The sequence below is a fragment of the Hoylesella marshii DSM 16973 = JCM 13450 genome (assembly GCF_000146675.1).
GTDB classification, from domain to species: Bacteria; Bacteroidota; Bacteroidia; order Bacteroidales; family Bacteroidaceae; genus Prevotella; species Prevotella marshii.
This window is the reverse complement of sequence record NZ_GL397214.1, coordinates 745,987-769,938: the sequence shown is the minus strand read 5'-3', so window position 1 is coordinate 769,938 and position 23,952 is coordinate 745,987. Positions and strand designations below refer to the sequence as shown.

Sequence of the window (23,952 nt, the reverse complement as noted above, 5' to 3'; positions counted from 1 at the left end):
GGTTCTGTCTCTTGACATACCTATAAGTGAGTATTTCATCAAATTACCGATTTTTAAGTATTGCAAGATTGCTGTTATCGGCGTAATTTTGCAACGTCACATCATGATAAACGGATACAAAAGAAGAAGTGCAGGGATGCTTAGCTTAACATCACTCGAGATGGCTCAGTGGAACATGCCAATTCAGTTGAACTATACGGGCTTGAAGATGGGAAGATAAACAGAAAGCTGCACTTCTTTTCTTTTTCGGCTTTCGCACAGATAAAAACGCCACCTCTTCGTCTTATTTGTAACCGGTTGAAAACCAGAATCATAAGGACGTTTTTCTAAAAGTATGCCTCTTACGTGCTCAAAGCTATGCTTTGCTGATGTCAGAGCTATGCTTTCAGCGCATTGGAGCTATGCTTTTACAATTTGATAGGCAAACCGTTGGTTTGATGTATAACCGATATGTGTGGTCGGGAAGCGTCAATAAGACGTGCAAGTAGTGATTTATGTGAGAAAAAAGTATTAACTTTGCACCCGTTTCCGAAGATTATCGGGATAGCAAAAAACAAATAATCAGGATAATAGAAATGGAATACCGCATAAAAGAAATGAAGCAGAATACAGAAACAATGGAAAGAAAAGGTTATCGACACCATGCCGTAGCCGTATTATCGGTTATCGCAGGTATGCTCGTTGCCGTATCACTGACGGCTCATGGCAAAGACATTAATCCGCAAAAAGCGGCTCAGATTGCAAAAAGATACGTTACGCTGTCTCACAACAATAGCGCAAAAGCACAGACGAGAGGTATCAATCGAACAACAGAAGCTCCCTATTATATATTCAACGACGCACGGGGGCGCGGCTTTGTTATCGTCTCTGGCGACGACGAAATGGGTGAAGTGCTGGCCTATAGCACCGAGAGAACACTCGATACGCTGAACGCCAATCCATGCGTAAAGTTGCTCTTGGAAGGCTATCGGCAAACGTTTGAAGTACTGAAAGAAGGAAAGGTGATTGTTCAAGGCAATACCCGTGCCGGTCAGTACTCACAAACCGTGTCTCCGTTGCTGAAAAGCAAATGGGGACAGTCGCACCCATTCAATGCTAAAACCGGCTATCCCTATAGCGGATGCGTGGCCACGGCGGTGGCGCAGATGATGTATTACTATCAATGGCCTGCCCAAGGACGCGGTAAGAACGAATATAACGTAACCTACTATAACACCAAGAAAAGTGCTGATTTCAGTCAGTCGCACTACGATTGGGCAAACATGTTGCCCGATTATCGCTATCCCGTGCATGCAACGTCTGCACAGGAAGATGCCGTCGCCTTGTTGATGAGCGATGTCGGCATAGCTTCCTTTATGCAGTATACACCCAATGCGAGCGGTACACAGGGATTGTTCGCGTATCAAGCCCTGCAAAAGAATTTCGATTACACGGCTGCATACATTACAAGGGCGGTGGAAGGGCCGAGTCGTTTTGCCGAGATACTGCGACAGGAGTTACTCAACGGATGTCCTGTTTATCTGGAAGGTCGTCCCACTGGTTCTGCCTCGGGACATGCGTGGGTGGCAGACGGATTCGACAAAAACGGTCTCTTTCACATGAACTTCGGTTGGGAAGGACAAAGCGATGCCTACTATTCGCTCACAGCTCTCAACCTATCGCAAACCGGAAACGAGTTTCAAGGCAAGCCTTTGGCCTTTAACCGCGCCATTACGGCAATCCTTGCACATCCCAACAACGGAAAATATCCGGCCATAGAGCGAGGTCTATTAGAAACATCCCCGCAACTGATGTTCAATGAGGGAGGTTCTTTCTCGCTGAAAGACGTAACAGGTAAAACCTTTAACCCGTCGCAGACGATAACCGTAGAGATGAATTCTTTCGTAAACAGAGGCAATCCCTTTAAAGGCGATATCGGTGTGGCCGTCTACGACGAAGGGGGAAATCTAAAGCAAGTGGCTTATTCTGACGACCATGCAAGCGGCGGTCTCACGCAGCGCATTTATGGCGCCGACCACGCAGGCTTTATGGGACGAGACTTCTTGATAAATCAGGCACAGCCCGTAAAGATTAGTCTAGCAGGACTCGGGAACGGATATTATCGCCTTATTCCCGTGTGTGTAGCCCGTAAAGACGACGGCTCATGGGACGAGTTCCTCCCCATGAAGAAAGCTCCCATCATAGAAGTGGAATTAGCAAATGGCGCAGCTCGCATCTCCGAAACTTGTACTGAAGACGCTCATTTCCAGCTGATGGCACAGCCAAGGCTCTCAGATAAAGCCGAACAAGGTGAGAAAGTGCAAGCCGTTTTCACAGTGAAAAACCTCAACGGAGTGCCCCGCGATTGTTACCTAAGGGTGCAGCTGCTTGATGCGAGCAAGACGGTTGTGTTGAACACGCGTGCCGATAAGGCGACAGAAATAGAGGGCTTTACCGAAGCAGAAATACCCATCGTGCTTTCATTGCCCTCCGGTATTGCTATAGGACGCTATGAAGTGAAGCTCGAAATATCAGCAGACGAAGCAGAAACCCTGCCCTGCCCAATAAACAATATTCACGACAAGGATGCTGCCTATATTGATGTGGTAAAAGCACAGGAAAGACCTCTCATGGAAAAAGCTGAAGTCTTTCTGGCCGACGACTCGAACGAGAAGATTGCATCCGGCAGTATCGACATCTCGCGAGTGCCTAACTTCAAGCTCGCCGTCGCGCTGCGCACATCGGAAAACAGGACATACGAAGGTATCGTTTCTATGTTCTGCGAAGACATACAGACAAAGGAAAAGATAAAAATACGAGGGTTCGACGACCATGTCACCATTTCTTCATCCTTCGAAGTGCCGCTCTACAGCTATTGGCTGCGCAAGAGCAATCTGCAATTGGCCGATGGACATACCTATCGGGTAATTGTGATGGGGCAGATAGAAGGCAAGGACGTGGAGTTGAAAAATCCGAAGGCACCCACCTGTTACCTCAAGCGGAAAGGCGATATACTCACCCTTTACCATGACGTACCTACAGGAATAGACACCGCACCCACAGCCACTACCTCTTTCGACATCAGGCACGATGGCAACCAACTAACAGTCTCGGGTAGCGATTTGAGAACCTTACGATTGTATAACGTCGGCGGTACGCTTGTCAAACAGGTATCGGCCATGGATGGAAGTTATGCCACAATCTCTCTTCAAGGTCTGGAACAAGGTGTATATCTGCTGCGAATAGAAGCAGGAAGACAACATCGCATTTATAAATTCCTTCACCGGCCTGATACCGAAGCCTTGCGGTAAGATGTATTCAGCATCGATCTATTAAACCCAACCTATGTCATGTGCCCTCAACAACAACCTTGTTGAGGGCACAAGTCTATTTCCCGCGTCCTTATTCGTCAGCCTATTCCTTGTATTCCATCTATAAAATAGATGAGAACACGGGTTTTGTTCATCGTTAGTAGGTAGGTAAGAGAGAGATTATAAACAAATGATAGTGCTTTTTAAGTATTGTTAATACGATGGATTTCCCGTACCTTTGCCAACGATTTGAAGACCAACAGACTTATAAAATGAACAGACTTTCAACGATTTTGCAGATAATCTTTTTCCTCGTAGCCCTGCTTCCCGCTCCCGTAAAGGGGCAGGTGAACGCCGCAGATAGTGTGATGAGCCATGCGTCGGGTAACCGATTGAGTCTTGGCGGCTATGGAGAAGTGGCTTATTCCCGCAACTTCTACAGTGATAATGTTTACCGCTACAGCAGTCCGAAGAAATATAAAGACGATCCAAGCAATGGTCGCTTCGATATTCCCCATGCCGTTATTTACCTTGGCTACGATTTTGGAAAAGGCTGGACATTGGGCACTGAAATAGAATTCGAGCATACCGGAACGGGTAGTGCCGTAGAACTTGAGGCCGATGAAGGTGGTGAATACGAAACCGAAGTTGAGAAAGGTGGTGAAGTAGAGCTTGAGCAGTTTTGGATACAGAAGACCTTTGGCAAGTGGGCTAACATTCGTATGGGACATATTGTGGTACCCGTGGGGTTGAACAACGCCCACCATGAGCCGTTGAACTTCTTCACTGTGTATCGTCCGGAAGGAGAACATACTATTCTGCCGAGCACATGGCACGATACGGGCATTAGCTTTTGGGGACGCTATAAAGACTTCCGCTATGAGTTGCAGATGGTTGCCGGCTTGAACGCTTTGCTCTTCAGTAGAGACGGTTGGATACACAACGGCAGCGGTTCGCCCTATGAATTTAAGCCGGCCAATAAGTACGGATTCGCGCTTCGCTTAGACAACTATACCCTAAACGGTCTTCGCTTGGGACTGAGCGGTTACATAGGACAGGCCATGCATAATACTTCGCCCAACAATATGGAAGGGAAGAACAAGACGTTTGGCGGCACCAAGGCATTGGTATGTATCGGTTCGTTCGACTTCACTTATAACCGGTATAATTGGCTCGTAAGGGGGCAAGCTGACTATGGTTACATATCAGGCACACCAATGCTGAACAGTGCCAAGCTCAACATGCCTAAGACCTCTCCCTATAATAAGACTTATGTGGGGAAAAACGCTGTGGCAATAGGCATTGAGGCTGGCTATGACATCTTTTCCCAGATACCCCGACTGCGTAACGACAACCAAAAACTCTACATCTTCAGCAGATATGATTATTACGATTCTTACCGAGAGGAGCGTTCGCAGCCGTCTTACGGATATACAAAACGGAAATGCGTGGCTGTGGGCGTGAATTATCATCCCATCCCGCAAGTAGCTATCAAGGCACATTATTCCCAGCGTTTCCTCGACAAAGCTTTCAACAATGAACCCAGTATCAATTTGGGCGTGGCGTATGAAGGCTTCTTCCTCTAAAAGAAATATCAACCACACATTATAAACATAATACAGATTCAACATGAAAAGAATTTTTACGTATGCACTGCTTCTTGCTGTTGCAGGTGCATTTACTGTCAGCTTTACATCGTGTAGCGAAGACAATGACAATTCCGCAGAAAGAAGGAAAGTACAGAATGAGGAATTGCAATCACTGACTACCCGTTATGTAAACGAAGTGGTGTTTCCCACTTATACCAATCTGGCTAACGAAGCAGACAATCTTTACAAAAAGATTGCCGAATTGAAAACAAAGGTGAAAGCCGGAACGACTGTTACGCAAAGCGAAATAGACGCAATTTGCACAAACTACAAAGTAGCACGCAGTCATTGGGAGGAAAGCGAAGCATGGCTTTATGGCGCTGCTTCCGACTTTGATATTGACCCCAATATTGACACATGGCCGTTGGTTGTTCCCACATTGGCTTCCGACTTGCAAAACAACACCAAGATGGCAAAGTTAGACAATCAAAGCGATCTCGGCTACATCGCCGTCATTACCGACATGGCAGAGGAAAACCGTGGCTTCCACGGTATAGAGTTTATCTTCTTCCGTGATGGTAAAAACCGCAATGTAACCTTTTTCAACGATGGCAGCAAGGAAACGTTTAAAGAGAAAGACGGTTCGCAACCGTTCGCAGGAAAGAACGTGACGGCCAAAGAAGAACTCATCTTTGCTACGGCTGCCGCAGCCTATCTGCGTGACAGAGTGTATCAACTCGAAGTAGCATGGAGAGGCGACAATGCTACTCCCGCGCACAAAACACGTCTTGATGCCTGCAAAGCGGCATACCCCGACATCTTCAAGGTGACCGTAGGCAACAGCAACCTGTCGTATGGTGCCAATATGTTGGCAGCCAATACAGGTACAAGTACCTATCAGACATGGAGGAAAGCTGTGGAAGCAATTCTTGTGGCCGGATGCTCGAACATCTGTTCTGAGGTAGCCAATCAGAAGATGGGACAGGCATATCGTTCTGCTATCGGTAAGCCGGAAACACATAAAGATGAGAACGGCAACGATGTCGTAGACGATCCCAACTACATAGAGTCTCCCTACAGCTATAACTCATTTACTGATTTCTATGGCAATATCATGAGCATTCAAAATGCCTTGTATGGTAATCTGAATAAAGACAAGTACGAGAGCAACTCTATCATCGCCTATCTGCAGAAGTACAACAGTGAGATGGCCAATAATCTGCAGAACAAACTCACGGCAGCACTCGATGCTTTGAAGGCTTGTCAGAACAGCGGCACTTCGTTCGTAAAGGATCCGGGCGCAACTTACGTGAAGACAGCGATGGATAAAATTGGAGACCTCGACAAGGCGCTGAACGAATCAGCCAATTGGATTCTCGCAAACTAAGGTAGTTTTACCGATAAAGACAGTTGTGCCCATGGTATGGAAATATCATAGGCACAACTCAACGTTTTACATGTAGAACGAAAGAAAGATAAACATGATGAGATTATTAAAGTGCAACATCAGCAGTGTACTGTTGTTCGGAGTCTTTGCTGGCCTTGTCCTGACATCCTGTTCGGACAACGACGACAACGGTATAAAGACCAATACGGATGAAGACGATTACAAATACGTAGGTCAGGCCGTAGGCAATTTCTCTGCAGAAGAATGGTATCCGGGCGGTAATTTGGGAACCACCGAGAACACCAGCGGCACTTGTTATCAAGACGAAACGCCGGCCATAGAAGCCACGAACTTAGGAGATGCGTTCAAAAAGGGGGAATACATGTTTGAGCACTATTTCAGTGCACACAGCCCGATACAAGCGCTTACCGGTCTTGGACCGGCATACGTGCGCTCCTCCTGTATCGATTGCCATCCGGGATACGGTCATGGCAGACGCATGGAGAGTTACCGTGCCAATATGAGAGGCAACGGTTATCTGCTCGTTATCTATCATCCCGTGGATGGAGCCAACAGCAACGACGGTCCCTACATCAGTGAGGTAACGGGAATGCCGCAAACGAGAGCAACATCGCCATTCCTTCCGCCTGTGGATGAGTCGGGCATTCATCTGTCATGGAAGCCTGTAACAGCGATGGAAAGCGGCCTCCCCATGACCTTCCCCGACGGCGAAGCATACAGCCTTATCTATCCGGAGTTATCCATAGATATCGCCGCTTTCAATACCGACCCCAAGCCCACGAACCTTGCTTTCCGGCTTGAATCGACCATCGGACTGTATGGCACCGGCCTCATCGATGCCATCCCGCAAGATTCCATTAAGAAGCAATATCAGCACGAAGCCAAGTATCTTGCCCTGAACCCGGGTATATGGGACAAGGATAAGAACGATTGGGCTGGCAATCCCGCATTGGGCACGAACAACGGAGCATGGTATCGGTTGGCCGACGGCACGATGAAGGTGAAGCGGTTTACGTATGCCATGACGCGTGCTTCGTTGCAAGACGGGCCGGGTGCCAATGCCATGTGGAATATCACAAATGTGATACGCAGCGACAGACCTCGGTTGTACACCACCACGGCATGGGCTACGGCCATGTCGAAGACCGGCAGCGTGATTGCAGCCATCAAGAAGAATCCTAAATCTCCTTACTATGCCGATGGAACGGATGCCGGTATCTCGGCTGCCGTCAAGGCACTCTTAGACCCGAAGACCAATCAGCTGGACAATCCGTATCATAAGTTTGCGCCGTCGATGACCGACAACAATTTCTGGCAATACATGGTGTGGCATCGTGGATTGGCTGTGCCGAGGGCAAGAAATCTGAACGACCCTGTCGTGCAGCGCGGTAAGAAAATGTTTATGGAAATAGGTTGCGCCAACTGTCACCGGCCGAAATGGCAGACGGGAAAGGACGATTATTGGGCGCCGGCTCCGATTGTAAACGGCAACCTGAATCTGCCGAAATATCCCCATCAGACCATTTATCCCTATACCGACTTTGTGCAGCATCGTTTAGGCATGAAGAACGACATCCACGGGTCGTGGTGCAGAACCACTCCGCTGTGGGGACGGGGCTTATCGATGGCCAATACCGGCGCCGAAGACCGTCTGCACGATTGTCGTGCCCGCAACGAGATAGAGGCCATCATGTGGCATGCTTACAGCAAGAAAGGCGATGCTTACAAGTCTGCCGAACGGTTCTATTACCTCAAGAAAGCCGACCGCGACGCAATAGTCAAGTTCCTGCGGTCTATTTGATGCAACTGTTTTAAGCGTATAAAAAGGAAGCGTATCTCAGCATGCGCTTTCTTTTTATGTGCAAATGCAGACCGGTGTCGGCGAAGAGTGCGCCGGGACTGCATGAGTGCCGAACCATGCCGGTGAAGTGTTCGCCGAGGCTGCATGAGTGCCAAACCATGCCGGCGCAGTGTTCGCCGGGGCTGCATGAGTGCCAAACCATGCCGGCGCAGTGTTCGCCGAGGCTGCATGAGTGCCAAACCATGCCGGCGCAGTGTGCGCCGAGACCGCACGAGTACCAAGTGTTAAGATTTAGCCTGCACCGTTAACAGATGAGTGTCAAACGGTTAAAATATCAACTGTGCCGTTAACAGATGAGTGCCAAGTGTTAAGATTTAGCCTGTGCCGTTAACAAATGAGTGCCGTGCGGTCTCGGCAGAGCCTCTGCCGGGACTTCCCGAGTGCCGAACCATGCTGTCGCAGTGTGTGCCGGAGCAGCGGCAGTTGCCACCATTCCCCATCCACACATGATATACGCGAGTTCGGGATAAGAGAATCTTACCCAATAGCCCTGAGGGGGCGACAGACCTTAGACAGGGGTAAGCAGTAGCGCAGCCCCTGTGTTGTGGATTCCCGCAGTCTAAGCCCTGAAACGAAGTTCGCTGAAACGGAGAGGAAGCAAGGGGCGACAGAACACTAACCCTCCCCCCTCCGTCACCCCTATGGGGTTCGTCTTTTTACACATGCTTATCAGGTGTGACGCTCTTACGAGCTTCACACCCTGCCTAAGGTCTTACGCCCCCTCGGGGCTTACAGTCCGATAGCCTTATCCCGAACTCGCGTATGATATAATATATAGTGAAACAATGATAAAGAGAACGCTGATTCTTCTGTATATACTTCTGATTCTTACGATGGCAACAGCTACAGTCGTAGAGAAGTTCATGGGCACCGACTACGTCTCGTCCCGCATTTACGGCGCATGGTGGTTCTCCCTGCTGTGGGGCATCCTGACGGCACTGGGCGTTCTTTACATCGTAAGGTCGCGCATGCGACAGTGGAACATTGTGGCATTACACCTTTCATTCGTCGTGATTCTTGCAGGTGCCTTGCTCACGCATCTCACATCTTTTCGCGGCACAATGCCGTTGCGCGTCGGACAAACCACCGACCGTTATTATCGCACCGACGGAGAAACAGGCATGCCATCGCATCGACTGCCTTTCCGTATCAGACTCGATGGCTTCCACGTACGTTATCATGCGGGAACAAAGGCCGCGGCCGACTACGAATCGCGAGTAACGGTGATGGATGGCAACGACCGACAGCCGGCCATTGTCTCAATGAATCACATCATGACCCATCGTGGTGTGCGATTTTATCAAAGCTCTTACGATGCCGACATGCGCGGGAGCACACTCGCCATCAACAGCGACCCCTATGGCATCCCCGTTACTTATACGGGTTATGCCCTGCTGTTCTTTTCTCTCATCGCCTTGCTCATGCGGCGCGACGGCACGTTCCGTACCCTGCTGCGACATCCATTGTTGCGCAAAGGAATGCTCGTCTCTGTGTTATGGCTCTGTATGTTGGACGTGAATGCCACGACAACCTTCCCTAAAGACGTCGCCGACCGTTTCGGCCACCTCCACATACTCTACCAAGACCGCGTATGCCTCTTGCAAACGCCCGCTCGCGACTTCACGAAGAAACTCTGTGGAAAGGCTTCCTACAAGGGATGCACCGCCGAGCAGGTGTTCACAGGGTTCATCTTTTGGGGCGATGAATGGGCAGACGAACTGTTGCTGAAAGTCAAAAGAGGCGTGTTCAAAGAAACGCTGCAACTGCCCGACTACGTGTCGGTGAATGCACTTTTCGACCGTGCGATGGGTGGCTACAGACTGGCCGCATATGTGGAGGAATACTACCGTGGTGCGCAAGACGATTTCCATCGCCAAGCCGTGGAACTCGACGAGAAAGTAAAGTTGGTGATGGAACTCCGGCAGGCCGCGCTTCTGTCAATCTTCCCTTATACAACGGGCGGTCGCACCCTGTGGTACACGCCCACGGAGAAATATCCGGCAGCCATACCGGCAGCCGATGTCCGCTACATGCGCGAGGTCTTCTCCACGCTCTATGCCGATGCGCTGACCGGTAACAACGCCCACGTAGCAGAAGTGTTGCAAGGACTCGAACAATTCCAAAGACGACATGCCGGCACATCGCTGCCCAGCATATGGACAGACTGCGCCGAACGAATCTACAATGTCGTGCCATTTGCCACGCTACTTTTTGTGGTGAATCTCGTTGCCGGTCTTGCCTTGTTGCTCTTCTTCATCTTGCGTCTCACACGACGCCCCTGCAAGCTGTACGTTACTCGTTGGGTGCAACGAGTATCGGTCGGCGTACTCCTCGTTTCTTTCCTCTCGCTGACACTTTGCCTCGCCCTGCGCTGGATAATTTCGGGCACCATTCCCATGGGCAACGGCTACGAGACAATGCTCTTCGTGGCATGGCTCATCTTGTTGGCAGCCTTGCTGTGTCGTCGGATGGAAGCGGTGGTGATGTTCGGCCTTATCCTGTCGGGATTCTTTCTGCTGGTGAGCCATCTCAGCCTTATGGATCCCGCCATCACACCCATCATGCCTGTGCTCCATTCGCCGTTGCTCACGGTGCATGTCGGTATTATCATGATAGGCTATGCGCTGCTTTCTTTTACATTTATCTGTGGACTGACGGGGCTGTTTGTCCCGCGTCATGCCCAACAGTTGCAAGTGCTCTCGCAACTCTTTCTCTACCCTGCACTCGCTGCCCTCGGTTCAGGTATCTTTATCGGGGCAATATGGGCGAACGTTTCATGGGGGCAGTATTGGAGCTGGGACCCGAAAGAAACGTGGGCGCTTATCACGTTCATGGTCTACGGCGCCGCCGTGCACAAGCAAAGTTTGCCCCTGCTGGCGCGGCCGCACGCCTACCATATCTATATGACCCTCGCTTTCCTCACGATTCTCATGACCTATTTCGGGGTCAACTATTTCTTGGGCGGCATGCATGCCTACGCGTAAGGTTGTCCATTCCACTAAAAAACGAGGGCTTTATTTTGTGGTATCTGCCATTTCAACTACCTTTGCAAACCGAATGACAAACCAAATCCAAACGAGACATTGAACTTTCCTTTCTTCATAGCACGACGCATTTATGCTGAAAACGACGAGCGACGCAAGGTGTCGCGTCCTGCCATCCGTATCGCCACGTTGGGCGTAGCCATCGGTTTGGCCGTCATGTTGGTATCGGTCTGTGTGGTGCTGGGTTTCAAACATTCCATCCGCGACAAGGTGGTAGGTTTCGGCGGACACATCACCGTGGCCGACTTCATGACGTTGCAAGGCTCGGAACCTTATCCCGTATGTATGAACGACAGCATGGTGCGTGTGCTGAAAGGCATTCGCGGTGTGCAACACGTGCAACGGTTTGCCCTGAAGCAAGGCATATTGAAGACCGACAACGACTTTCTCGGCGTGATGCTCAAGGGGGTAGGGCAAGAGTTCGATACTACATTCATACACCGCCATCTCGTGGAAGGTGCCATTCCCGCGTTTAGCGACATGAGCAGTAGCAACCGGTTGCTTATCTCGCAAATCATGGCCGATAAGCTGCGTCTGCATACCGGCAGCAAGGTCTTTGCCTATTTCATAGACAACGACAGAGTGAAAGCGCGACGATTTACCGTGGCCGGCATCTATCAAACCAACCTCACGCGTTTCGATGAAACCGTATGCTTTACCGACCTATATACCGCAGTGAAGTTGAATGGATGGGAATCTGACCAAGCCGGCGGTGCCGAGCTGACCGTAGACGACTTCGACTGCATCGCCGATGTAGAAGATATCGTGGTGCGCAAGGTGAACCGTACCACCGACAAGTATGGCGAGACCTATTCGTCGGAAACCATACAGGATGCTAATCCGCAGATATTCTCATGGATTAACCTGCTCGACCTCAACGTATGGATTATCCTCGTGCTGATGGTCTGTGTGTCGGGCTTTACGATGATTAGCGGTCTGTTAATCATCATTCTCGAACGCACGAGCATGATTGGTCTGCTGAAAGCTTTGGGGGCACGCAACCGCAGTATTCGCCATACGTTTCTCTGGTTTGCCGTCTTTATTATCGGCAAAGGCATGCTCATCGGCAATACACTCGGACTTGGGCTCTGCTTGCTGCAACAATATACGGGGGTGATTCGCCTCGATGCCTCCACTTATTATGTAGATACTGTGCCTGTTGAAATCAATCTTCCGCTCTTGCTTCTACTCAACGCGGCCACACTTACGGTCAGTGTTTTTGTGCTCGTAGCCCCCAGCTACCTGATTTCACGCATCAGTCCGGCTAAATCTATGCGCTACGACTAACCCCGCAGTATCATTTCGATATGAAAAGCTCATCGCTTTGTGGCTTCATAAATATAAGTTGACCGCTGGATTAATACTTAGACCCTTCTTGAACAAGATACTTAAAACCCCGACGGGGACAACCTCGTTTACAGAGGTTCTGCCCCTTGTTTGGGAGAGCTATGCTTTTAGGGTATGGGAGGATAGCTTTTAGCAGATAGAAGGATAGCTTTCAGCGTGTAAAAGGATAGCTTGGAGAAAATAGGGGATAATCAGTCTGGTTGACAGAGCTTTTTCTTTTCTTCCTCGTAGTGGATGTTGCGTGGGTGATGCTCTAAGATTTCGCGGCGCAATGTGGTCGTATCGATGTGTGTATAGATTTCCGTTGTGCTGATACTTTCATGTCCAAGCATGACTTGAATGGCACGTAAATCGGCACCGCCTTCTAAGAGTGCAGTGGCAAAAGAGTGGCGTAGCGTGTGCGGACTAATGGTTTTTTGAATGCCCGCCTCTGTGGCCTGACGTTTAATCATGATGAGTATCATGGTTCGGGTGAGGTGCACTCCACGCCGGTTCAGAAACACATAATCTTCTTCTCCCGCGCGAATCTTCAGTTCGTTGCGGTCATAAAACCACAGTTTCAGTTCTTTAATGGCACGTGGAGAAATAGGTACGAACCGCTCTTTGCGTCCTTTGCCCAAGACACGGATGAAGCCTTCGTCGAGATAAAGATTTGAGAGACGTAGTGAAACCAGCTCCGTCACACGCAAACCGCAGCTGAAGAGCACCTCGATAATAGCCCTGTTGCGTTGTCCTTCGGGTTTGCTGAGGTCGAGAGAGTTCTCCAAACGATCCACCTCCTCTGTTGAGAGCACCTCGGGCAGATGTGTTCCAATCTGCGGAGATTCCAGCAATTCGGAGGGATCGCTTTCCATATAGCCATCTAATTGCAAGAAACGATAGAATGAACGTACACCGCTCAGCACACGTGCTTGAGACCTTGCACCGATGCCGCAATCATATAATTGAGCAGAGAAATGCTGCAAATGCTCTAACTTCACCTCTGTTGGCGTCAATCCCTCCTGCTTCAGATAGACCAATAGTCTGTTTAAATCGCGCCGGTAAGCCTCCAACGTATTGCCGGAATAGTTGCGTTGTAGCTTCAGATAGCGCAGATAAGCCTTTACCATCTCTGTTTGCGGACTGTATTGTTTCACCATCTTTGTATCAAAATTTGATGGGGCAAAGATACAAAAAAATCGTATGGATTCTTCCAACAGTAGCACCGTTCATGATACAAACAGGTTTTCTATTCTTCCAACCACCGCATGAGAGCCATAAAAAGATATTTTGGAAAGATTTTCTTCCATATTTGATGCCATTTCTTATTTTTTTTCTATCTTTGGCTTTCTAACGGGGTAACAATTCATAAGCGATACATGCTGTCCATTATGGTTGGAAAGTTGCCCATCCCCTTTGTCTTAACGATTAGCAAGAACGAAAATGACAAACAAAAAAGACTTAAAACGCACCATCAACTACATTTGCAGCGAGCTGTTTGCAGAGTGTGTAGCGGCTTCACTCTACGAAGGAAAGCCCGACCAAAGCGATGTGCAAAGCCTGTTATCCACTATTCTGAAAGTGCATTCGGACTATATCCGTCGCATCTCACATCCGGAGAAAGGAATGCCGGCCAAGGTGTTCTATAAAGACCTTGTGACGCATTTCAACAAACAGGTATCGGAAATCATCGACCAGATAGGCAATCTGCAATAAGACGCAACTTGCCGTGCAGGACGATGTCTGCACACCTTATTTATAAATATATCTGATAAGCATTCATGTTGAAAAGATTTTGCAGCTGGCTGCTATATAGGCGGATGGGGTGGACAAAAGATGTAACCGTGCCCCACCCACCTAAATATATTATATGTTTAGCTCCACATACAAGCAATCGAGACTTCCTTATCGGGCAACTCTATGCCTTCGCCGAGGGTATGCAGTCTAACTTTCTGATGAAGAAAGAATGGTTTTTCTGGCCGTTAGGCGTGCTGTTTCGCCGTTTAGGAGGCATACCTGTGTGGCGTTCCAAGCATACAAGTATGACCGACTATCTGGCCACTATGGCCGAGACATCCGACCATTTCCAGCTTTGTGTCACACCCGAAGGCACCCGCTCTCTCAACCCTGAATGGAAGCGAGGCTTTTATTACATCGCCCAAAAAGCAGGCATTCCCATTTTATTGTACGGCTTAGACTATGAGCGGAAACTGATACAATGCACACGAAGCATTGTACCTACGGGCGATATTACGACAGAGATGCGCGACATAAAACTGTATTTCAAGGATTATAAGGGGAAAAATCCACAGAACTTTACCATAGGAGAGGTGTGAAAAGATGGGGAAAAGACTCGTATTATCACTCATCCTTGCCGGCATAGTAGGGCTTGCCGTGGCTCAAACTCCGTCGCCGTCGCTGCGGAAACGTCTTGATGCTTTCTTTGCTTCTTACCATCCGCGGCACGATATGTCTGCACGCAACTATCGAATGACAGACTGCCGTATCGATGATACCGGCAAAACAATGACGCTTACCATAGATAACAACTTCGCCAACATCGACCTGACAGAAGACATTGTTGACGATTTCTATAAAAAGATACGCAAGGCGTTGCCCAGAACCTACCGCAATTATCAACTCAAAGCCTATGCCTGTAGCCTGCCGATAGAACAACTCATACCCCATACTCCCTCTGACGACCCTACGCTGCCACGCTTATGGGGTGACATCGAATATGTCGGCAAGCCTTGGGTCAGCAACATTTCGCGACCATCAACTCCCACCCATGGACTGCAAAACCGCCACCTTGTCGTGTGGGCAAGCCATGGCAGATACTACAACACAGACAAGGGGCAATGGAAATGGCAACGTCCGAACCTCTTCGGCACCACTGAAGACCTTTACACACAAACCCTTGTAGTACCCTATCTCATACCGATGTTAGAGAATGCCGGTGCCGTTGTCTATACACCCAGAGAGCGAGATTGGCAGAAAGAGGAACTGATTATAGACAATGATGACCGCGTGAGGCTGCCGTATTATATAGAAGTGAACCTTTCTAAGGAATGGACAACAACCGCTCAACCCGGTTTCGCACAACATGCGGAACCATATTGCGACGGTGAGAATCCATTCTTGCAGGGCACGGCACGGCAGATAAAAACCTCTCGAGGCAAGTATGGCAGTGAGGTATCTTACCAACCGCATTTTAAAAAGGCGGGCAGATATGCTGTTTACGTGAGCTATCAGACACTTCCAAACAGTGTAGACGATGCCCTGTACCGTGTGTATCATCAAGGCATAGTGACCGAGTTTCGTGTGAATCAAACCATGGGAGGCAGTACATGGGTTTATCTTGGTACGTTTGACTTCGACGCCGGTTACAACGAATTTAATCGAGTATCGGTATCTAATCTCTCGGCTCACCGTGGTGTGGTGACAACCGATGCCGTTCGTTTCGGTGGAGGAATGGGCAACATCGAACGAGGTGGAACGGTGAGCGGGCTGCCCCGTGCGTTGGAGGGAGCGCGGTATTTTGCCCAATGGGCAGGTGCTCCATACGATGTATATGGTGGAAGAGCAGGACAAGATGACTATTCCGACGATATCAACACCCGTTCTCATATGACGAATTGGCTGGGAGGCGGTTCTGTTTATATGCCGTCCTTGCAGGGCAGAGGCGTACCGTTCGAGCTGTCGTTAGCCGTTCACAGCGATGCCGGATTTGCCCAAGACAGCACCTCTCTGCTGGGTTCGCTGGCCATCTGCACTACAGATTTCAACAACGGAAAATTGAATGCAGGCATTTCGCGCATGGCTTCGTGTATATTGGCAGACAGTCTATTGACCGGTCTGTGCAGAGATATCAGCCATCAATATACCAGCTGGCCACGGAGAGGTCTGTGGGATAAAAACTATTCGGAGACACGTCTGCCCGAAGTTCCTGCTGTTATTTTAGAGACATTATCGCATCAGAACTTCCCTGATATGCGCTACGGACAAGACCCGAACTTCAAATTTACCTTTGCACGTTCTGTCTACAAGTCCTTGCTACGCTACGAGGCAGCACAACACGGCTACCCTTACGTGGTGCAACCTCTGCCGCCATCGGGATTCCGAACCGAGCTTTCGCACGGCAATCGTCTGACTTTGAAATGGGACGCGACGACAGACTTGCAAGAACCTACTGCCACTCCCTCTGCTTACATGATATATATGGCGACAGGAACAGGGGGCTTTGATAACGGCACCCGTGTGGAGGACAACACTCACACGGTGGAATTACAGCCCAATAAGTTATACCGATTGAAGGTAACAGCCGTAAACCGAGGTGGAGAGAGTTTCCCGACGGAAGTGCTGTCGGCCGTATTTCATCCTGATGCCGTTGGCACGATTTTGATTGTCAATGGCTTTCACAGACTCTCTTCTCCTGCCATCAAAAACGACTCTACCGGCATAGGATTCGATTTCGACCATGATTTTGGCCTTACATACGGTGCTACAGCCGGTTGGAATGGTAAGCAACAATGCTTCGACAGAGCCGGAACCGGCCAAGAAGGAGAGGGCGCGTTGGGTTACGGAGGTGACGAATGGGCGGGGATGTTTCTTGCAGGAAACGACTTCAACTATACCGCTGACCATGCACGCGCTATGCTGTCGGCCACGCGCTACAACGTGGTGAGTTGCTCGTCGCAGGCCATCGAACGCCACCGCATCGACCTGTCACGCTATGCCATGGTAGACTTGCTGTTAGGCAATGAGTGCGACGACGGACATTCGCTCGTGCCTTACAAGACGTTCTCTCCGCAGATGCAGCATCTGTTGGCTACCTATGTCACCAAGGGAGGTCGGCTGTTGGTGAGCGGTTCTTATGTAGGAACGGATATGCAGTCGGCCGCCGAACAGGCATTCTTGGCCAAAGTACTGAAAGTAAGATACGGCGGTGTGAACCAAGCCGACAGCATCGAGCGTGTGACGGGCATGGGAACGTCATTCGATATTTACCGACAAATCAACGAAGAGCACTACGCCGCAGCCTCGGCCGATGTGCTGCAACCCGTATCGACAGCCTTTTCCGTCATGCAATATCCCGACCGGCGCAGTGCTGCCGTGGCTTATCGAGGTGCCGATTATCGCTGTATGACCCTCGGTTTTCCCTTAGAATGTATAAAGAAAGAGGGGAGCAAAGCCGCACTCATGCGAGGAATCATCGACTTTCTGCTGCAATAAGCCGGTCTTCATTATCCCAAGTAAATCATCAAATACCTAATACAATATGTATAAAATACAAGCAAACGCATCCGGTACCCGCACCATCGACATATCGGAAGACCACCTGCAGACCATCAAGAAATATGCTCTGTTTAAGAATCTCATAGACAGCAATGGCATTATAGACGAGAGCGTGTTAGACAAACTTCGGTTCAACGTCCGCTCCATATTAGAGTCCGATGCAGGAAAAGACAAGGCATTGCTCGACCTCTGTCTCGATGTCATTTACAACAACAATATGAAAGCCCTCGGGCTTCATAACCTGGCATTGCTCTTTATCAAGTGGAACGGAGAAGAAGAAACGGCAGAAGAGCCTGAACAAAGGCAGGAGTAAACAGCCGAAGAAAGCAAAGGAAACAAGCATTTTGGCAGCAAAGAATTATCAACTGACCGACTTCCTTCCCACGACCAAGAAAGAAGTGGCGCTGAGAGGATGGGAAGAGCTCGACGTGATACTCTTCTCGGGCGATGCGTACGTAGACCATCCGTCGTTTGGCCCCTCGGTTATCGGACGGGTATTAGAGGCAGCCGGTCTGCGTGTAGCCATCGTTCCGCAACCCGATTGGCACGGAGACTACCGCGATTTCACCAAGTTGGGACGCCCGCGGCTCTTCTTTGCCGTGTCGGCCGGCAGCATGGATTCGATGGTCAACAAATATACTGCCAACAAACGCCTCCGCAGCGAAGACGCTTACAGCCCCGACGGCCGACATGACTGCAGGCCGGATTATCCCACGATCGTTTACAGCAATATCCTAAAAGACCTCTATCCCGATGTGCCCGTGATACTGGGCGGCATTGAGGCGAGCTTGCGCCGGCTTACGCATTACGACTATTGGCAAGACCGCCTGATGCGTTGCATTCTATGCGATGCCCGCGCTGACCTCATCATCTATGGCATGGGCGAGAAACCCGTGTTGCAGCTTTGCAAGGAATTGGCGGCAGGTCGCAGCATCAAGGAGGTGCGAGACATTCCGCAAACGGTGTATTTGGCACGTAAGGAAGAGATACCTCACGGCATTACAGAAGCAGACATCGTGTTGCACAGCCATGAGAAATGCCTGCGCGACAAGCGTGCCGAAGCCGAAAACTTCCGCTACATCGAAGAGGAATCCAACAAGATGCACGCCCAACGACTCATACAGGCCGTGGAGGGCAGATATGCCGTAGTGAATCCGCCTTATCCACCTATGACCTCTGAGGAGTTAGATGCCTCGTTCGACCTTCCCTATACACGACTGCCACATCCCAAATACAAGAACAAACGACTGCCCGCCTACGAGATGATTAAATTCTCCGTGAACCTGCATCGAGGATGTTTCGGCGGCTGCGCGTTCTGCACCATCTCTGCACATCAAGGCAAGTTCATCGCCTCTCGGAGCAAAGAGAGCATACTCAAAGAGGTGAAACAAGTCATTGATATGCCCGACTTCAAAGGCTATCTATCCGACCTCGGCGGCCCGTCGGCCAACATGTATGCCATGGCCGGCCGTAATCTGAAACTGTGTGAGCGGTGCAAGAGACCCTCGTGCATTAACCCCGCGATATGCCCGAACCTAAACACCGACCACTCTCCATTGCTCGATATATACCGTGCAGTAGACCGCCTGCCGGGCATTAAGAAGAGTTTTATCGGCAGCGGTGTGAGATACGATTTGCTGCTCCACCGCAGTAAAGACGAGCAAGTGAACCAATCGGCACGCGAATACACGCGGGAATTGATACGCAACCATGTGAGTGGACGCTTGAAAGTGGCACCGGAACACACCAGCGACAATGTGCTCCACCTGATGCGCAAGCCCTCTTTCGAGCAGTTTTATACCTTTAAGCGCATCTTCGATACCATCAACAAAGAAGAGAATCTTCGGCAACAAATCATACCTTATTTTATCAGCAGTCACCCGGGATGCCGCGAAGAAGACATGGCCGATTTGGCTGTAAAGACCAAGAGACTCGATTTCCGACTCGAACAGATTCAGGACTTTACGCCTACGCCTATGACCGTGAGCACCGAAACGTGGTACACCGGCTACGACCCTTACACGCTTCAACCCGTGTACAGTGCCAAGACACCGCGCGAGAAGTTGGCGCAACGCCAATTTTTCTTCTGGTACAAACCCGAAGAACGACGCAACATAGAGCGCGAACTGAGGCGCATCGACAAGCCGGAATTGATGAAACAACTCTATGATAAACATGAACCTGCCCTCAAGAGTCAACCACCTCAGCACCGGAAAGACACCAAACGCGGGCGAAGAAAATGATGCCGCATCCGCATCTCCGATGTGAGTTCGAGCTACGAAGTTGCACCGCTATCTATGGGCGGTTACCCTTCTGTCGCCCTGTCCGGGGATTGCTGTCCCATTGCCTGCGAGCATCCTGTATTCTGCTGGTGAGCAAAAGAAATTCTGCTGGTAAGCAGAAAAAAGTTTGTTGGTGAGCAGAAAAAAGTTTGCTGGTGAGCAAAAAATGGCTCGCTCGTTGAGACCTTTCTCCACCCTTTGTGCAGAGCGTATCAATGGCCATTGCAAGATGCACCGTGCGAGAGTTCGGGACAAAAGTATTTGACAGTAATCCATTCATAACTTTTTTTGCCGATTTTATGATGATTTCTTGGTTTTTGCTGGCTGAAAGTTAGAGATTGTAACTTCTCAAGGTTGTAAAGTGACGGATGATAAGTCGGCATTCATATCCGGTACAGATGGCGTTTGTATGGGGCACAGATACGGTTCGTACATGGAAGGGTCGGCAACCTTTGCGGGCGTAATCAGTCATTAAGAATTAAGGGAAACAGAGGGAAATACAGGGAATGTAACTATTTGAAATATCATTATTTAGCATTTTCCTGCCATTATGGGGATTAGCAAAAACGAGCATCAAACGGCAGGAGTTCCGTTACCAAATCGTAACCCATCGAAGAAAAAGCAAAAAGGGGTTACGGATTGAATGTAAATAGTTGTTGTTTAGGTGTTTATTCCTCATCTTTCATTTTTCTGCATCGCTCAGGAATACTTGTTCATCTGTACCTTTGCAAACAAAGGAAATTTAGAAAAAACGACAGAAAAATGAAAGAAAACAAGCTGAAAGTATCGTTCTTCGTTCAGGCGAAACGAACCGACAAGAAAGGACTTGTGCCTGTCATCGGGCGCATCTCAGTGGGCAGAACCCATTCAGGATTCTCCACCAAGTGCAAGACTCCTCTCACTCTTTGGGACAGTCGTAAGCAACGGCTCGTCGGCAAGAGTGCAATGGCGGTGTCTGTCAATCAGAAACTCGGTGAATGCACCGCACTCATTCACGCACGCTTTCACGAATTCAGTGAAAGAGAAGAAGCCTTTACCGCCACCGACGTGAGGGATGCCTATCAGGGGCAAATCCACCGTCAGGCCTTGCTCTTGGAGAGTTTTGGGGAGTATCTCACACAGACAAAGGAACGTATCGGTATCGACCGAGCCTTAAAGACGCTCAAACTCCGTACCTACCAGCTCTCCCTGCTCTGTGAGTATGTACAAAAGAAGTACAAGGTAAGCGACATTCCCCTTTCACAGTTGGACAATACCTTTATCGAGGGTTTTGAGTATTATCTTACCATCGACCGCCAACTGAAACGCAGCAGCATATCGAGTACCTTGTCTACTTTGCAGACCATCGTCCGCATGGCGGTGAAGAAAGGTGTGCTGGACTTCTATCCGTTCTTGGGCTACAGTTACGAGCGACCAAAGGGCGAGCCGAGAAGCATCACGCAAGACGAACTACAAAAGATAATTGACTTGGAGATTGAATGGGAGAACTACCGCATTGTCCGTGATTTGTTCGTCTTCTCCTGCTTTTCAGGACTGGCTATCTCTGACGTGCGCAATCTCAGAGAGGAAAACATCGTCTTGGAAGAGGGTGAACTCTGCATCAAGGGTAGGCGCATGAAGACTAAGACCCCATACCGTGTACAGGTACTTCCTCCTGCTTGGGCGATAATGGAGCGGTACAGGGGAAAGCGTGCAGGTTTTGTCTTTGACGTGCCGACCACAGATGTTATCCTCAATGGCATACACCACATACAGAGAAACATCGGGATGGAAACTCCGCTGACCTTTCACATGGCAAGACACACCTTTGCATCGCTTATCACGCTTTCGGCAGGTGTACCTATTGAAACGGTGAGCCGTATGCTCGGACACACAAATTTGAGAACAACACAAATTTATGCAGCTGTTTCCTCCGAGAGAATCCATCGAGATATGCAGAAAGTGCAGCAACGCATACAAGATACATTCACCTTAAAACTTTGACATTATGGCACGAAGCACATTCAAGACACTATTCTATATCAACCGTTCCAAACAAAAGAAAAACGGCAGCTGCCCGATTATGGGACGCATCACCATAGACGGTGAGCAGGTGCAATACAGCACGGGCAAGGAAATCGCTCCCGAACTTTGGGACAGCCATAAGGGACGATGCAAAGGAACAGGCGAAGAAACAAAAGAAATCAACCGCTATTTACAAAGCAAAGAGGAACAAGCCAAAGCGAAGTATCAAGAATTAGTCTGGCAACGTGGCTATATCACTGCCGAGCTGCTGAAACGTGAACTTATGGAAGAAGACAAGCCCAAAGGTTTTCTTTTGGAGGAAGCACGACTATTTATTGAAGAAAAGCGTCCATGCGTAGGACTGACGATTGCCAAGCCGACTTTTGCCAATTACATCTATGCAGCGCAGCTCATTAAATCCTATCTGTGTGAACGCTTAGACCAGGAAGATATTCGATACGCACAGCTGGACTATGGCTTTATCGAAGGATTGGATTTCTACCTTAAATCAGAGCGCAATCTCTCCCTTGCCACCATTCAGATTGTTGTCATTTTCTTACGGAAAATCATCGGCATCGGGCAGCAGAAGAAATACATCCGCATCGATCCCTTTGTGGACTACAAGGCGGAACTACCACACCGAACACGCAGGTATCTCACAACCGAGGAACTGCAACGAGTACTACAAACGCCCATCATTGACAAGCAATTTGAGCGAGCAAGGCAACTATTCCTTTTCTGTGCCTTCACCGGTTTGGCTCGTGTGGATATGCAACGGCTCAAACCGAAGCATATCATCTATAATGCTGACGGCACGGCGGAAATCCGCATCAAAAGGCAGAAAACCGATGTGGAAGCGATTATCCCACTTCTGCCCATTGCCAAGCAAATCCTTTCGCTCTATATCAAGGACAAGAAAGCGGACGACTTGATATTCCCCAATCTCACAATTAGGAAGGCATCTTTAGCTTGTGTGAACATCGGGCAGATATGCCGAATAGAGAAAGGCTTGACCTTTCACATGGCTCGCCACACATTCTCAACCACGATTTGCCTTTCCAATGGTATTTCGATGGAAACGCTCAGCAAGATGCTCGGACACAGCAATATCGGTACGACACAAATATACGGAAAGATAACTGACCACAAGATACAGGAGGACATGACTGCACTCACAGACAGGGAGCATTCAGCCTTTGAAGGTTATTGTGAGTCGATAGCACGGCAGAACGTTCCATTGCAACAAGCATAAAAAGGAAGTAATTACCAAACATTTATTATTCACGATTGAAAACCAAACGATTATGAAAGAGAACAACAAACAGGAACTTTCCTACTTTCGGTTGAAATTAAGAAGTTATATGAGTGAGCATCACCCCGAAAGATTGCACGACACGGAGTTTATCACCACACGGGCAGACATGGCTCTCACTGCTTACTGCGATGCCGTGGCACAAGGTTTTTCGCACCCCGAAGCAGAGAGCATAGCAAGTGAGGTATTGTATCAAGGTTTGCATTTTTCCAAGTATGATACGCTTGTATCCGTGTTGGAAAACGAGTTTGAGAGGGAACTGCCTGCACCACTCCCTGAGAAGCTTGCACCCATATTGTTGTCGAACAAGGCTGTTCAAGCCACATTCGACAAGTTCGGTTTGACGGACACATTTGCCGCAAGCGGACAATACGACCGTCTTTACACCGAACTCACAGGCACGATAGTGCTGCTCATCGAGAGCAACAACCTACCAACAATCAGACTGACAGAGGAAGCAAGCCCGAAGGCGTTGTAAGCAAAGGCGCACGCAAAGTCCCTGATGCCGTTTCTTATCGTGCAAAGGTACAACGGCAGCCTG

Annotated in this window: 15 protein-coding genes; 14 read left to right on the top strand and 1 reads right to left on the bottom strand. The window is 49.2% G+C overall.

All coding sequences use genetic code 11. From position 1 onward, the window contains the following. The first annotated feature begins 596 nt into the window (after window positions 1-596). From HMPREF0658_RS03245 to HMPREF0658_RS03215, 6 genes are all read left to right on the top strand, one after another. The gene (locus HMPREF0658_RS03245) at window positions 597-3,290 is read left to right on the top strand and encodes a C10 family peptidase (RefSeq protein WP_244860895.1); all 2,694 of its coding nucleotides are present in this window, start codon (window positions 597-599) and stop codon (window positions 3,288-3,290) included. Window positions 3,291-3,562: 272 nt separating this feature from the next. Then, window positions 3,563-4,876 (top strand): hypothetical protein, encoded by a 1,314-nt coding sequence (locus tag HMPREF0658_RS03240; protein WP_081439452.1) that lies wholly within the window; start codon window positions 3,563-3,565, stop codon window positions 4,874-4,876. A 43-nt stretch (window positions 4,877-4,919) separates the two neighbouring features. Further along, entirely contained in the window at window positions 4,920-6,266 is a 1,347-nt protein-coding gene (locus tag HMPREF0658_RS03235) for an imelysin family protein (RefSeq protein ID WP_006948500.1), read from the top strand. A 94-nt stretch (window positions 6,267-6,360) separates the two neighbouring features. Next, window positions 6,361-8,088 (top strand): di-heme oxidoredictase family protein, encoded by a 1,728-nt coding sequence (locus HMPREF0658_RS03230; RefSeq protein ID WP_006948499.1) that lies wholly within the window; start codon window positions 6,361-6,363, stop codon window positions 8,086-8,088. Window positions 8,089-8,933: 845 nt separating this feature from the next. Further along, window positions 8,934-11,132, top strand: a complete 2,199-nt coding sequence (locus HMPREF0658_RS03220; RefSeq protein WP_006948497.1) for a cytochrome c biogenesis protein CcsA — start codon at window positions 8,934-8,936, stop codon at window positions 11,130-11,132. 99 nt (window positions 11,133-11,231) lie between these two features. After that, window positions 11,232-12,479 carry an ABC transporter permease gene (locus HMPREF0658_RS03215; RefSeq protein ID WP_006948496.1) on the top strand — a complete coding sequence of 416 codons (1,248 nt, stop codon included), beginning with the start codon at window positions 11,232-11,234 and terminating at the stop codon, window positions 12,477-12,479. A gap of 251 nt (window positions 12,480-12,730) precedes the next feature. Here the strand turns inward: HMPREF0658_RS03215 and xerA are convergent, their stop codons facing one another. Continuing rightward, the gene (gene xerA / locus HMPREF0658_RS03210; RefSeq protein WP_006948495.1) at window positions 12,731-13,678 is read right to left on the bottom strand and encodes a site-specific tyrosine recombinase/integron integrase; all 948 of its coding nucleotides are present in this window, start codon (window positions 13,676-13,678) and stop codon (window positions 12,731-12,733) included. Window positions 13,679-13,961: 283 nt separating this feature from the next. Here xerA and HMPREF0658_RS03205 point away from each other — a divergent pair, with 283 nt between their 5' ends. The 8 genes from HMPREF0658_RS03205 to HMPREF0658_RS03170 all read left to right on the top strand — a co-directional run bounded on the left by HMPREF0658_RS03205 (window position 13,962) and on the right by HMPREF0658_RS03170 (window position 23,889). Then, on the top strand, window positions 13,962-14,234 hold the full coding sequence (locus HMPREF0658_RS03205) for a hypothetical protein (protein WP_006948493.1): 273 nt from the start codon (window positions 13,962-13,964) through the stop codon (window positions 14,232-14,234). Between the two features lie 65 nt (window positions 14,235-14,299). After that, a complete protein-coding gene (locus HMPREF0658_RS03200; RefSeq protein WP_024990936.1) occupies window positions 14,300-14,854 on the top strand; it encodes a 1-acyl-sn-glycerol-3-phosphate acyltransferase in 555 nt (184 codons plus the stop codon). Between the two features lie 4 nt (window positions 14,855-14,858). Continuing rightward, the gene (locus HMPREF0658_RS03195; protein ID WP_006948491.1) at window positions 14,859-17,750 is read left to right on the top strand and encodes a golvesin C-terminal-like domain-containing protein; all 2,892 of its coding nucleotides are present in this window, start codon (window positions 14,859-14,861) and stop codon (window positions 17,748-17,750) included. A 46-nt stretch (window positions 17,751-17,796) separates the two neighbouring features. Further along, window positions 17,797-18,126, top strand: coding sequence for a hypothetical protein (locus tag HMPREF0658_RS03190; RefSeq protein ID WP_006948490.1), 330 nt, complete (start codon window positions 17,797-17,799; stop codon window positions 18,124-18,126). Window positions 18,127-18,157: 31 nt separating this feature from the next. Next, the gene (locus tag HMPREF0658_RS03185) at window positions 18,158-20,056 is read left to right on the top strand and encodes a YgiQ family radical SAM protein (RefSeq protein WP_006948489.1); all 1,899 of its coding nucleotides are present in this window, start codon (window positions 18,158-18,160) and stop codon (window positions 20,054-20,056) included. A gap of 801 nt (window positions 20,057-20,857) precedes the next feature. Further along, a complete protein-coding gene (locus HMPREF0658_RS03180; protein ID WP_006948487.1) occupies window positions 20,858-22,078 on the top strand; it encodes a site-specific integrase in 1,221 nt (406 codons plus the stop codon). 4 nt (window positions 22,079-22,082) lie between these two features. Then, entirely contained in the window at window positions 22,083-23,351 is a 1,269-nt protein-coding gene (locus HMPREF0658_RS03175; RefSeq protein ID WP_004352898.1) for a site-specific integrase, read from the top strand. A gap of 52 nt (window positions 23,352-23,403) precedes the next feature. Next, window positions 23,404-23,889, top strand: coding sequence for a DUF1896 domain-containing protein (locus HMPREF0658_RS03170; protein WP_006948486.1), 486 nt, complete (start codon window positions 23,404-23,406; stop codon window positions 23,887-23,889). The last annotated feature ends 63 nt before the right edge of the window (window positions 23,890-23,952 follow it).